This window comes from Clostridium sp. AF36-4 (genome assembly GCF_003435975.1).
Lineage (GTDB): Bacteria > Bacillota > Clostridia > Lachnospirales > Lachnospiraceae > Eubacterium_F.
Genome location: NZ_QTVH01000015.1, coordinates 1,030 through 15,207, shown reverse-complemented (window position 1 = coordinate 15,207; position 14,178 = coordinate 1,030). Strand labels below are relative to the sequence as shown.

Annotated in this window: 10 protein-coding genes; 8 read left to right on the top strand and 2 right to left on the bottom strand. The window is 40.9% G+C overall.

Annotated elements, in window-relative coordinates; all coding sequences use genetic code 11:
- Positions 1 to 5: 5 nt before the first annotated feature.
- Entirely contained in the window at positions 6 to 1,427 is a 1,422-nt protein-coding gene (locus DW005_RS08915) for an alanine/glycine:cation symporter family protein (RefSeq protein ID WP_117479018.1), read from the bottom strand.
- Positions 1,428 to 1,943: 516 nt separating this feature from the next.
- Between DW005_RS08915 and DW005_RS14415 the strand changes: the two genes are divergently transcribed.
- The 8 genes from DW005_RS14415 to DW005_RS08870 all read left to right on the top strand — a co-directional run bounded on the left by DW005_RS14415 (position 1,944) and on the right by DW005_RS08870 (position 12,961).
- Complete coding sequence (locus tag DW005_RS14415) at positions 1,944 to 2,888, top strand: cysteine-rich small domain-containing protein (RefSeq protein WP_117479017.1); 945 nt, start codon at positions 1,944 to 1,946, stop codon at positions 2,886 to 2,888.
- 96 nt (positions 2,889 to 2,984) lie between these two features.
- Entirely contained in the window at positions 2,985 to 4,808 is a 1,824-nt protein-coding gene (locus DW005_RS08905) for an ABC-F family ATP-binding cassette domain-containing protein (RefSeq protein WP_117479016.1), read from the top strand.
- 141 nt (positions 4,809 to 4,949) lie between these two features.
- The gene (locus DW005_RS08900; protein ID WP_181975002.1) at positions 4,950 to 7,928 is read left to right on the top strand and encodes a glycoside hydrolase family 97 catalytic domain-containing protein; all 2,979 of its coding nucleotides are present in this window, start codon (positions 4,950 to 4,952) and stop codon (positions 7,926 to 7,928) included.
- Positions 7,929 to 8,014: 86 nt separating this feature from the next.
- On the top strand, positions 8,015 to 8,851 hold the full coding sequence (locus DW005_RS08895; RefSeq protein ID WP_181975001.1) for an AraC family transcriptional regulator: 837 nt from the start codon (positions 8,015 to 8,017) through the stop codon (positions 8,849 to 8,851).
- Between the two features lie 8 nt (positions 8,852 to 8,859).
- Entirely contained in the window at positions 8,860 to 10,947 is a 2,088-nt protein-coding gene (locus DW005_RS08890) for a hypothetical protein (protein ID WP_117479013.1), read from the top strand.
- Positions 10,948 to 11,321: 374 nt separating this feature from the next.
- Positions 11,322 to 11,522 carry a hypothetical protein gene (locus tag DW005_RS08880; RefSeq protein ID WP_117479012.1) on the top strand — a complete coding sequence of 67 codons (201 nt, stop codon included), beginning with the start codon at positions 11,322 to 11,324 and terminating at the stop codon, positions 11,520 to 11,522.
- A 15-nt stretch (positions 11,523 to 11,537) separates the two neighbouring features.
- Positions 11,538 to 12,716: a hypothetical protein gene (locus DW005_RS08875; protein WP_117479011.1), complete on the top strand. Its 1,179-nt coding sequence runs from the start codon at positions 11,538 to 11,540 to the stop codon at positions 12,714 to 12,716.
- A complete protein-coding gene (locus DW005_RS08870) occupies positions 12,695 to 12,961 on the top strand; it encodes a hypothetical protein (protein WP_117479010.1) in 267 nt (88 codons plus the stop codon). Before DW005_RS08875 ends, DW005_RS08870 begins: the two co-directional genes overlap by 22 nt.
- Here DW005_RS08870 and DW005_RS08865 read toward each other — a convergent pair.
- A complete protein-coding gene (locus tag DW005_RS08865) occupies positions 12,931 to 14,007 on the bottom strand; it encodes an FUSC family protein (RefSeq protein ID WP_117479009.1) in 1,077 nt (358 codons plus the stop codon). The genes DW005_RS08870 and DW005_RS08865 overlap by 31 nt on opposite strands.
- Positions 14,008 to 14,178 lie beyond the last annotated feature (171 nt).

Genomic DNA, 14,178 nt, shown 5'->3' with positions numbered 1-14,178 from the left:
TTTTTTTATTTAATTTTTCCTTCTTTATGACGTTTGAAGAAATCCCTTGTTTCTTTTGCCACGACACCACTTAGGGCAAAAATAGCAATCATATTTGGAATTGCCATCAAACCGTTAAAGATATCGGCAATTGTCCACACGGCACTGACCGTCATATATGGACCGATAAATACGGCAAGAATGTAAATCCAGCGGAAAATTTGTACGTGTTTCATATTGCCGCCGCTCAAATATTCCAAACAGCGCTCGCTGTAATAATCCCAGCCAAGAATTGTTGTAAAGGCAAAGAATACAAGGCAGAGCATTAAGACAAATGCGGAAACTTCAGGAGGGAACGGAAGTCCTTTCTGAAAAGCATAGGTCGTAACGCCGACACCCTCAAGTCCTTTTACCTGCCATGCACCGGTTAATACAATGGATAAGCCGGTAAGTGTACAAATAACAATGGTATCAATAAAGGTTCCTGTCATGCTTACAAGACCTTGACGGACAGGTTCTTTTGTCTGTGCGGCAGCTGCGGCAATTGGTGCACTACCAAGACCGGCTTCATTTGAGAAGATACCACGTGCAACACCTTTTTGCATAGCAACAAACATACTTCCGACTACCCCACCGGTAATTGCTCTTGGCGAGAAAGCCGCTTCTACAATTACAGCAATGGCACTTGGCACAGCAGTGATATTGGTTACAATTAAAATGCCTGCAAACAGGAAATAAATAATTGCCATAAATGGTACGATAATCTGGCTAACGTTAGCAATTCGCTTGATTCCACCAATCAAAACGGAAGCGACGCAGAACGCCAAAACTAATGATGAAATCACAACGGACCAGGAATACTCGCCTAAGAATGGCAGATTTACACAGTGTGCATTGGCTGAATCAAAAAAGCCGTGAACAGCACTGGAAATACCATTTACCTGACTGAAAGTTCCAATTCCGAAAAGTCCGACACATACGCCAAAGAAAGCAAATATTTTAGCAAGCCATTTCCATTTTTTCCCCATACCCTGTTCTATGTAATAAAACGGACCGCCAAGGCTGTGACCGTCTTTTGCGACAACACGGTATTTTACAGCGAGGAGACCTTCGGCAAATTTGGTCGCCATGCCGAAAAAGGCAGCGACAATCATCCAAAAAAGAGCACCCGGTCCACCTGCACCAACAGCAGTTGCAACGCCGACGATATTACCGGTTCCAATCGTCGCGCTTAGGGCTGTACAAAGGGCAGAAAAACTTGAAATTTCTCCCTCGCCGCCTTCTTCGTTTTTTACCATCCATTTTAGGGCAAGCGGCAGTTTTCGAAACTGCATTACGCCAAGACGCACGGTTAATAAAATACCGCCGGCAAGAATTAGTACCATAAGGGGAATACCCCAGACAAAATTGTCAATATTAACTAGAATATCATTGATTGTTTTCCACATTCGTTTTATCCTTCCTCTTTTTGTTAAAATAGCATTACTTTTATACTATATCGTATCTTTTAGGTTCTAGTCAAGCATCATACCTAAGTTGTTTGTGTCAAATGTTCGCTCTCACTCGTTGAGTGCGTAACGGTATGGGCACTGAAAATACCAGCCGCAAATTCTTGATACATGGCAGTTCTTTTAATGTAAGTAAGTGCCTTATGCAACCTTAACCTTTATAAAAAGTGAAAAGCGTTGCATGAATTTTGAAAAGATGTGTCTGAAAACAACCAAAAGCAGAAATTTCTCTCGAAAGAGTTGCATTTGCCCTGTGATTTTCTCTAATAAGGGCTGATAGCGGGGCAAATATGCAACCCTATAAGGCAAATCAAGTAAAAAGCGTTGTTTTGGCTCGATATTGCGCTTAAGTCACCCCGATTGTGCCAAATATTTGATACAAACCATACCGGATTCGTTTTGGTAATTTCGCAAAAGTTATGGTAAAATGGAGAGCAGAGAAGAGGAGGTGCGTGCATGATAAACAGTTACCGTTTTTTTCAAAATAAGGAGTGTGAATATTTTCCCTGTCACAAGGCGGAAAACGAGGAAGAGTTTAATTGTTTGTTCTGCTATTGCCCGTTGTATCGTGAAAATAAGTGCATTGGAAATCCGATTTATTTTTTGAATGCGAAGGGACAGAAAATGAAAGACTGTAGTCAGTGTGAGGTGATACATCGTCCGGAAGCTTATGACAAGGTAATGCAGCAATTACAGAGACAGGATGAAATGATTTCTCTTAATATTGGAAATCTGAGAGAAGAAATCTGGGAGCGTATGGCACAGATTGCTTCGTGGGAGCAGATGGATAAGAGAACACACAGACAGCATAAAGGGATGGCAGTTAGCAGCATTGGAGAAATTCTGGAAAGGAATAAATATTTGTACCGTGTTTCTATTCTTTTGCAGCCGTTTTCGGGGCAATGTGTAAAAGACGGTTATTTTTCTTTTGGAAATGATAAGATGCAGTGCCAGGTGCTGTCACGCATTGACAGGAGACAGGTTGGAACCGGTTATTTGTATGCATTTCATGCACCGGAATATGAAGTAGAAGAAAGTAAGGCACTTTTAACACAGTATTACTGGGAGATTTTTCAAATCGCTTGTTTGGATGTGGTAAGAGAGTGGCTGCGGGAGTATTTGCAGCGGAAGCACAGCGTGTATGAAAAACGGTTTTGCAGCCCTGCTTTTGGCGCAGGTTTTTATGGAATGGAGTTATCTGCATCAGAGAAAATGCTGCAATTAATGGATGCTGAAAAAATTGGAGTTTCATGGGATGGTGGAAAAATGAAACCACAAATGAGTGTGGCAGGTGTGTACCTGATTAGCAGAAAAGATATTTTGTCAGACTGCAGGGATTGTGCAAACTGTATCGGGCAGCAGACAGGCTGTGCATTTTGCTGTAACAATCCGAAAAAATGAGTTGATACATGTGGCGAAAAATGATAAAATAAAAGATAGTTTTTATGTGGTTAAAAAGGGTGGAAAATTGCATAACAAAGAAGAAGGACGATTGATTTGAATATTTTATCACTGGAACATTTGACACATTCATATACGGAAAGAAAACTTTTTGATGACGCCGATTTTTATCTTCATGAAGGGGATAAGGTAGGTGTAATCGGAATCAATGGAACCGGCAAGTCGACTTTGCTGAAAATTATGGCAGGGCTGGAGACTCCGGATGAAGGACAGGTTATACAGGCATCGAATCTGATGATTCATTATCTGCCTCAGAATCCGGAATTTTCGGAAGAGGACACGGTTTTACAGAGTGTTCAGAACATGGTGCATCACCATGCCAATGAAAATGAATTGATAGCGGCTAAGGCAATGCTTACAAGGCTTGGTATTACAGACTTTGAACAGAAGACAAGAGAGCTTTCCGGTGGACAGAGAAAGCGTCTTGCACTTGTTTCCGTGTTGATTACTCCATGTGATGTGCTCATATTGGATGAGCCGACAAACCATTTGGACAGTGAGATGGCGGATTGGCTGGAAAATAAGCTGCAAGCGTTCCGTGGGGCCTTGGTTATGGTGACGCATGATAGGTATTTTCTGGATTCCGTGACAAATAAAATCATAGAGCTTGACAAAGGGAAAATATACAGTTACGACGAAAAATATTCGGGGTTTCTGCAGCGAAAGGCAGAGCGGGAAGAAAGTGTGCGTGCCAGTGAGAGAAAACGTCAGAGTATTTTGCGCAAGGAGATTGAGTGGATTTCGCGTGGTGCCAGAGCTCGTTCGACGAAACAGAAGGCACACATCCAGCGATACGAAGCACTGAAAAATCAAAAGGCACCGGAAGTTGATGAAAAACTCCAGTTAAGCAGTATTTCATCCCGGATGGGAAAAACGACAATCGAAATTGAAAATGTATCAAAAGCTTATAGTGAGAATACACTCATACGTGATTTTTCTTATATATTTCTCAAACATGACCGGATTGGTTTTGTTGGGAAAAACGGCTGCGGCAAGACGACATTAATGAAAATGATTGCCGGCCGGATTGAGCCGGATGCCGGCAGTATTAAAGTTGGACAGACGATTCGGATTGGTTATTATACACAGGAAATCGAAAAGGAAGAATCCGCGGGAATTGCTTATATGGATGCGGATGAAAAGGTGATTGATTATATTAAAAACACGGCAGAATTTGTGCGCACCAGTGATGGGCTGGTCTCGGCATCTGCCATGCTGGAGCGTTTTTTGTTCCCACCTTCGCAGCAGTATAGTGCCATTGGTAAATTATCCGGCGGTGAAAAACGAAGGTTAAATCTTCTCCGCGTGCTGATGGAAGCGCCAAACGTCCTTATTCTTGACGAGCCGACAAATGACTTGGATATCGAAACGATGACAATTTTAGAGGATTATTTGGATGACTTTGACGGAATTGTTATCACAGTTTCACATGACCGGTATTTTTTGGACCGTATTGCAACCCGCATTTTTGCTTTTGAAGAGAATGGTGTGATTCGCCAGTACGAAGGCGGTTACACGGATTATGTGAAAAAGCGTCCGGCGAGTACGGAAAATTCTTTCGACGGAAAAACTAAGAGCCATACCGGTAACAAAGAGGCGCGGATGGCGTATAAAAACCGTGAAAAGAAACTTAAATTTTCTTTTCAGGAACAGCGTGAATATGAAACAATCGAAGAGGATATTTCTGCATTAGAGACGACCATTGAAACACTCGATAAAGAAATGGCGGAGAATGGGACAGACTATGTCAAACTTCGTGAGTTATCTGAGAAAAAAGATGAAGCAGAGGAACAGTTGATGGAGAAAATGGAACGCTGGGAGTATTTGGAGGAACTGGCGGAAAAGATAGCAAATCAGTAGAAAGTAATATTGAGGACACTGTGTATTCAAGTTGTGTAACATATTTTCACATGTATTACTTATAAAAAGACATTCTCTATTTTTGTATTTATGATAGCATTATATATAGCATTAATCAAATAAAAAAATGGAGGTATGGTTATGAGGAGACAGATAAAGAGAGTTGTGGCGACATTGCTGACGGCATCGTTGATTGTTCCTATGTGTTATGGAAACAAAGTTTCTAATGCTGAAATGGTGAAAAAGAATGTTACAGCAACTGCAGTTGATGAGGATGGTTCAGATGGTCTGACAGAAATCACAGAATTGCATGCAGCATCGGTAGATAATAAAATAGAAGTTCGCATATGGAAGAATGAGGAGGGGAAAATTTTTTATTCTGCATACCGGAATGGACATGTTACGTTGAAATGCGTACCACTTGGCATTGTGGCGAAAAGTGTTGATTTATCTACTGGTCTGCAGGTGGATGAGGAGTCATATGAACTTAAAAAGGGAAAAGAAGAGTATGATTGGTACCAGGGAAGTAAAAAACATGTAAATAAAGAATATCAGGAAATGTCATTTGTGGTAACAAAAGAAAATGCAAAAATGCAGGTGATTTTCCGTATTTTTGAAGATGGTATTGGATTCCGTTATGTTGTGGATGGAGACACGACAACACAAAATGAGAAAACAGTGATTACCAGTGAAGTAAGCTCCTTTGAATTTCCTATGGATGGAAGAGTATGGAATGCCGACTGGTACAGTTCAACTTACGAGCCGGGCTCTTATTCGACAAGGACAATGACCCAGGTAAAGAATGCAAATGGAGATGTTCCACCTGCAATTCTCTCTCAAGTGGCGAATGGGAATGGTTCCTGCTATATGCTTTTAACTGAGGCAAATGTGTATAACGAGGAAAAACCTTATTGTGCAACTATTTTTCATACAAATCAGGGAAGTGCTGCCTATAAAGTTCAGTTTAGTAAATATTTAAAGCAGGAGCAGGACCCAGAGTATGTTGGTAAGACTTTTAAGGCGGAATACCTGCCAATTGAGAGTGTTACAATGGAGAATGAATTTCATACACCATGGCGTGTATGCATTATGACGGATACATTAAATGATTTGACGAACAGTTCGTTGGTTTCTGACCTCAATCCGGCAGCAGAGGGAGACTTTAGCTGGGTAGAACCAGGTACAGCATCTTGGTCCTGGTGGTCAACAGGAGATCCGATTGAATATCAGTCTTTGTATGATTATATTGACTATGCGGAAGAAACAGGACAGAAGTATTGTCTTGTTGATTTTGGGTGGGAAAACTGGAAGGACAGTTCCGGAAAATTGGATTATGAAGAAAAGTTAAAGAAATTATGTAAGTATGCCAATGAAAGAAACGTAGGAATACTTGTCTGGTATGGAGTAAAGAAACGAGACGGTGCACATCGGGTAGACCTTGATAATCCTGAAACTATTGAAAAAGAATTTGCATGGTGCGAAAGTCTTGGCGTTAAAGGTGTTAAAGTTGATTATCTTGAGAGCGACAGTCAGTGGGCGATGAAAGATATGTATGATATTGCATCCATTGCGGCGAAACATAAATTAGTTGTAAATTATCATGGTTGCACAGATCCAAATGGCGAGAACAGAACATTCCCGAACATTTTATCGAGTGAGGCTGTACAAGGAAGTGAGTACTTCAAGTGGGGAAATGGTTCGCCTATAGAGACTCTTCTTACTTTGCCTTATACGCGTAATGTAATCGGTTCCATGGAATTTACACCGGTTGGAATGAGTGTGAAAAATTGTAAGGCGACGAATGGTTTCATGCTTGGAATGACAGTTGTCTATGAATCGGCAATGCAGACGCTGGCACATTCCTGCCACGTATATCCGGGGTATGGTGGTTTGTCATTCCTTACAGATATTCCATCATCCTGGGATGAGTCTGTTTTGTTGGAGGGGTCTGAACCACGCAAAGTAGCAATTCGTGCAAGAAGGAGTGGCGAGCGTTGGTACCTCGGTGCTATGACAGCTAAAGAAGATAATTATGAAGCAGACCTTTCTTTTTTGGATGCAGGTGTAAAATATTATGCGTATGTTTATACGGATAATTCTGATAATTCCAACATTCAGATGGAGAAAAAAGAAGTAACTTCCAAGGATAAACTCACACTGCCACTTAAGGGAAACGGTGGTGCAGCTGTCATTTTCAGCAAGAAAGATGATTTGAGATTAACATCTTATGATAATTACAACTATTTTGAGGCAGAGAATGCAAATCTTGGTCTTGGCAACAAAACACCGACAACTGCTCAGTATGTTTCCAATAAAGCTTATATCGGAAAAATACGTGGAGTGCAAAATCGTGTTAAATTTGAAAATATCGAAGCTCCGGAAGCTGGTATGTATGACCTGAAGCTCTACGTGGTAAGTGGAAGCAAAAAGAAACTTAGTATTCGTACAAACCAATATGAATCAGTACAAGTAACTGATATTGTGGGGATTTCCGGTAATAGTTCTGCAGTAGGGTGTGTGTCCACCCAGGTTTATTTAGACAAAGGAAAGAATACAATTTATGTATATAATCCGACAGCTCTTGGTCCGGGACTTGATCGTATTGCTATATCAAAGACAAAAACAGCAGATGCTGCAGTTCCTAAGATAGCTACAGATTATCCGGAATTATATGCGGATTATCCAGGAACTACATCTACTCCGGAACCTACTGCAACACCTGTGCCTACGACAGCGCCTGCTGTAACTCAAACTCCTGCATTGACAGCAGTTCCAACACAGGTACCAGTTCAGAAATCAACTCAGAAAGTAACTCAGAAAGTAACTCAGAAAGTAACAAAACCTGGCAAAGTAAAAGGTCTGTCAGTGAAGAGCACTTCTAAAAGGAAGATGTTTGTAAAATTTGCGAAGATTAAAAATGTAAAGGGGTATCAGATATCATATAGCACAAATAAAACATTTAAGAAGGCTAAGAAGGTTACAGTTTCTTCTAATTCAAAGACAATTAAAAAACTGAAATCGAAAAAAATGTACTATGTACGCGTTCGTGCTATACGCAAAAACAAACAAAAAACATTGTATGGAGCATGGAGTGCTAAGAAAAAGGTAAAAATAAAATAATCTTTAATAAACAATATACCATTTCAAGAGTTGACAATGATACTTTTGAAATGGTATTGTTATTTTAGGAAGAGGAGATGATACTTATGGAGATGCCAGAAGATGGTGTTTGGTGGTTGAATTACAGCCAATATGAAGACTTACGTCTTTATGAAATAGGAATTCAGAGATGTGCTCCTTCATATTCATTTGGACCGATCATACGCGACCGGTATATATTGCATTATGTATTTGAAGGAGAAGGGGTGCTCCGAATTGATGATAAAGAGTTTAAGGTAAAAAGTAACAGCTTTTTTTTGCTACCGCCGGATGTGCTTGTTCAGTATCAGGCGGATGAAAAAAAACCATGGCAGTATGCATGGATTCATTTTCATGGATTTAAGTCAACAGAAATTGTGAGAAGTATTGGGATGACAAGAAAAGAACCAGTTTATGTACCGATAGAAGAGAACAGCCAATTAAAGGATGCTGTTATAAATTTAATTATGTATAAAGAAAATGAATATGCATGTATAGGGTATATGTATATATTGTTTGATAAAATGAATCGGTGGACGCGGCATGTTGAGAAGAAAGCAGGAACGAATCTGCGGACAATGAATTATATGAGAGAAGCAATTCAATATATAAATACGAAGTATTGTGAATCGATCATGGTGCAGCAGATAGCGGATCATTGCGGTGTGGATCGGGCATACTTAAGTAAAATTTTTAAATATGCGACCGGTAAAACGTTGCAGGAATACCTGATACAATTTCGGATAAAACGGGCAAAACAGTTGTTAAAAGATACCGATTTGTCGGTAAAATATGTCTCATACTCTGTTGGGTATAATGACCCCTTCACTTTCTCAAAAGTGTTTAAAAAACAAGAGGGAGTTTCACCGTCAGTGTGGAGAAAAAATCATAATAATTATACATAAGTTATACATTGTCAGATCTTGATTATGATACAGAAGATGTTGTTGACCGACTGAAAGAATTAAAAGTTGAAGAGCACGCGGAAAGTAACATTGAAAAAAATCTTCCGATAGACAAAAGTTACAGAATAAAGACTACGGAAGGAGTAGCATCATCCAACGCAGAGGCAGCAGGTCTTATACTTCCGAATTATGGTTCAAGTACTTCTTCTTATGTGGAAGAAATAGAAGAAGGCGGCTTTTTTCGAATTGAGGCGTTAAAAGGAAAAGTTTACATTGAGACTTATAGTGCAGATTATAAGCTGCTTTCTACCAAAAAGATTAAGTATGAACTGCCTAAATTCGGAGGATATTTTAAAGGTAAAGATGCACGGTATATCGTGTTTGGACAGAATAACCATGAATCGGATAATACAAAAGAAGTTGTCCGGGTTGTCAAATATGATGATGACTGGAACAAACTTGGACAGTGCAGTATAACAAGCAAAAATGTATATGAGCCTTTCGCAAAAGGTCCTTTGCGTATGACAGAAAATGACGGAATCCTTTATATCCATACATCAAGGTATATTTACTGGGATGCTGCAGCGGAGCCGGAAGAGATTCATCATGAAGTAAATCTAACTTATGCGGTGGATGAAGACAGTATGGAATGTGTCATGAATGAAGCTCCGGGTGACTGGGTTTCCCACTCTTTTGCCCAGTTTATTCTTTCAGATGGCGAGTCTGTATACCGTTTAGATCTTGGAGATGGTAATCCCCGTGCTGTTAATCTAGCAAAATCGGTTGTTTACAAGGAGCCGGACGATGTATGGACATGGTATGGGAAGACAGAGACCCGTTCCCTCTTAGATATTATAGGAAGCTATGGCGATAATGTAACCGGTGTATCGCTGGGAGGTTTTGAACTTATGAACGATGGCGATACACTTATTACTGCCGGTTCTTCTATTGTCCAGGATTCCTCTGTTACAAAATTTCCGACGGAAAAAACATACAGAAATATTTTTGTGCTAACTATGAATAAAAAATTTAATATGTCACCTAAATTAAATTGGATTACCGATTATAAACAAGAAGATGGAATTACCATTTTGAATCCACAGTTAGTAAAGGTAGAAGATGGATATTATATGTTCTGGCAGGAATATTATGTAGAACGGGAGACAGACCTCTGGGTGACAAGAGTTGCAAAACTCAACGAGGATGGAAGTCTCGATGGAAAAATTCACAAGATTCGTGCATATTTGTCAGACTGTAAACCAATTGTGACATCGGATAATCACTTGTTCTGGTATACAACGATGAATGATAATGCACCGACATTTTACTCTCTGGATATGAATAGGCTGGATGATTATGATTTCAATGGCCGTATATTTGCAGATGTGTTTGAAATAAAACTTTCACAGTATACGTATACAGAAATCGATGATCCATCAAGAATGCATGCGTATAAGCCGGACGTGACAGTATATTTTAAAGGGAAAAAGTTGGTAAATGGACAGGATTACACCTATAGATACGAAGATAATTATACACAGGGAACTGCCTATGTGGATGTGACGGGAAAGGATTTTTTTGTGGGCACTCAGAGAGTCTCATTTGAGATACTGCCGGCGAAAGAAGACCCGCCATATCAGGAACCATCGTGGTGGGGAAATGGTGGGCAGGTGACAAGCAAGCCGACAGCCACCAAGAAACCGACGGCAACCAAGAAACCAACAGCAACAAGGAAACCAAGTACAAAAACAGCGAGAACCGGTACAGGTGCAGTTATAATCAAGGGTACGGGAACTTCTGCAGCAACCCCTAAAAAGGTAAAGGGTGTAAAGGTTTCTAATTTAAAAGGTAAAAAAGTTGTAGTATCATGGTCCAAACAGCAGGGAATGTCCGGATATCAGATACAGTATGCAAAAAACAAGAAATTTACGAAAGGGAAAAAGAAGTTATCTGCATCCAGAACTTCGGCTTTTCGGATAATAACAAAATTCAAGAAAAAAATATATTATTTCCGTGTGAGAACTTATAAAAACTCGGGCAGACGGAAAGTTTATGGTAAATGGAGTAAAACGGTCAAAGTAAAAATAAGAATATAAATGCGCATGGGGGAGAATTAGGACCGGTTTTTGCTGGTCCTTTTCGATTGCATTATTGGTGGGTGTAAATATATCAAATGTGAGTGATTTTGAATATTATTAATATAACTATAATGGCTCAGTTGTCAAGACAAAAATTTGATATTTTTATAATGAACTGATATGTTGACGAGTTACATGGAAAATGTGTGAAGCATTTCCCGGATTTTTATATTATGCGGCTGCTCTGGCTGCATCCAAAAGCATTACCGGATAGTATACCTCGGCAGGTCATTTGTTTCCAATGGACTGATGGCATCTTTCAAAGTTATAGGTGTAGATATATCTTCCGATGGCTTCTCTTGCTTCCTTGAGATTAGCATACTCTGTGAGATATGCTTAGTAATGGCTACGCAGTTACCAGCAATCTCTATTATGGTACTTATGTTGTTCATCAGGTGGATTCGGGAGATGTCGATGCTATCCATGTGGATGATTTCGATGTGGAAATAACCGAGAATGGAAAGGTATATACTTATCTATTGAACAATAAGTTGTTTAAGGCGTATCTCAAAATACTGAAAAAGGATAAATAGACCGAAAAGCAAGTATTGAAACCGAGAACTGCTTACAAGATTTATCGGGTAACAGACGATGGTGAGAAATTGGTGAGTCAGAGTTACAGCAATGGAAACCAGATAAAGACCATTGATACCTTTATAACTGATGAATCCGGAGAAATCATCACGGTCAAGCCGCTTCGTTCTGCAAAATACCGAATCTATGAAGTGGATTCGGCAAACGGACTTCATATTGTAAAAAAGTTCATTGAAGTGGTAATTAACAGTAAAGCAGATAATTATGAGTCCTATGTGGACGAGGATGGATATACACATGCCATTATTACGGTGACTTATACCAACGAGGAAACCTATGGAAAACTGGCAATTTCAAAAAACGGACAGATGCTGATGGGATGGAATTCCGAGAAAAGGGAATTTATCTATGAGGATCGCTCTCTGAAAGGAGCAGAATTTGAAATCTATGCCGACGGGGATATTGTGACGCAGGATAACCAGGGTGATACATGGTTTAAGGATGGAGAAAAGGTGGCAACAATAACCACAGGTGAAAAGGCGGAGTTTACATGGGAGAATGGACAAGACGAATTTGTACTGAACTCCACAGAGGGTACCGATAAATCGGGAAGTTTGAATCTTCGCAATGAACTGGCAAGACCACAGATTTCTCTCATAAAAGAAGATGCGGATACGAAGGAAACAGTAAGCGGAGCAGCTTTCTCCTTGTGTACAGCTCAGGATATTTACAATGTGGACGGAGAAAAGATTGTAGAAGCAGGAACGGAACTTACCACCTTGACAACCGGTGAGGATGGAACTGCCATCTGTGATATGATGTTACCGTTGCAGGATGAAAATTATGTGGTATCGGGAAGCGCAGTAAGTGGTCCTGCCGTTTCTGTAGAAGGTGCAGCGGTGGAGACAGGCAATTCAGAAAATTCAATTTCTCAGGCATTAAATTCTGGGATGTACTATCTGAAGGAGATTTCCGTTTCAGACAGTTATTATTTGGATGAAGAGCCGATTACAGTTCAGTTGTGTTATAAGGATGCAGTTACCCCAGTGATTTATGTGAACTGCCGGAAGGAGAATAAGCAGACTACAAATGAGATTGACAAGTTGTCAGTGGAAGATTCCAGTGAGATTGCAGGATGCAATCTGGTTATCACAGAGGAGAGACACTGGCTATGGCAGACCACACGCTATTAGATCCGTCCTGGTTTGCATATGATACGCCGGGACTGTGGAATAATTATACCCACAATGGACTGTTGTATCTGTATACCTCGGACGGGGAACAGAAAAGCCGGTGGATCCAGATGATCCGGGACAAAAAGCCGGATCAGGTGGAGGCAGGCTGTAGTGAGTGTCGTCAGGGAATCCTTCTGCGAGTGCTGGGAAAAAGTGGCGATGCAGTGTATGATTATTTTGAGGATATCGCCAGGGAGGTGTGATCTTTTTTACAGAAAATCCATGGCAGCAGGCGGCTTAGGATCTGCCAGGACAGAAAGGCATACAGAGCACCTGCCACATTGGTGCCAATGCGGAGAGCAATGGCTGTTTTCACACCAAAGAGAGAACCGGCAATGGAAAGTGCCCCAAAGGTGTTAAAGACGGTCTGCCAGGAGTAACCGGCAGAATATCCTACGCCGATACCGCCGATGACACCGATGTATGGATACAGCCAGGCCGGCAGGGTGTTATATAACACAAGGAAGATGCCACAGCCAAGGATGTTAAAGACACCTCTTTTCCAAGTACGGTCTTTGCTGTCTTCCGGAAAAGGAAGGCACACGCTCATGCAGGCAATGCCTGCCCACATAGCCCGGGGCAGGGAAAGCAGCTGCATGATAAACATAGCCGAGCAGACGATCCAGGTAAGGGATAAATACCACTGGCTGCGGGCAGATTTTAAGTTAAATTCACGGAACAGATCCGGAAAACTACGCCGGTAAGGGCGTTTTTTTTGATTCTTGTAAAAGACAAGCATACAGACCATCATGCTGACAAGCAGCCCCAGTACCCGGAGAAGATAGGCTCTGCCGGTAACATCGTAGCCGTAGAGCAGAAGATATCCTAAAACGAAGGTGGACTGGTTGTACATGATCACATTGTGACATCCAAGGATCATTAGCAGCAGGATGCTGATGAAATTTACCAAAAGAGATGCCGGTGCCGGCAGGGTGTTGGCCAGACGGGGACCGGTGATCAAAAGGGTAAAAATACCAGCAATACATATAAGCCCATGGGAGGTGCGGATGCCGAAGTCAGCCTGGCGCAGCACCAGAAGAGCCAGCAGAAAAACCACTCCGGCTACGCTGTTGTCAGAACCAAAGAGCATGCTAAAAAGTGTCACAAACACAAAGCAGAAGGCCATCACAAGATAGACTTTAAAATTATAGATAAGAATGTGGCGTCTTTTCTCTTTTGGATCGGTTGTGTTTTTGATCAAGGCTTTGGAGCCGGTCGAACTTAATTGTAATTCTTCATAAAAAGTCATAGAAAATTGTCTCCTTGTCGTAGGTAGTATGGCACACCATACTACGGAATGGGAAAAATGTCAAGGATCTTCTGCGCAACTGGAAGAAAGAATTCCTTGCTAATGCTCCTCTCGCATTCGATAATAAGCGGGAAGACAATCTCCGGGAAAAACTTGCCGAAGAACGCAAGG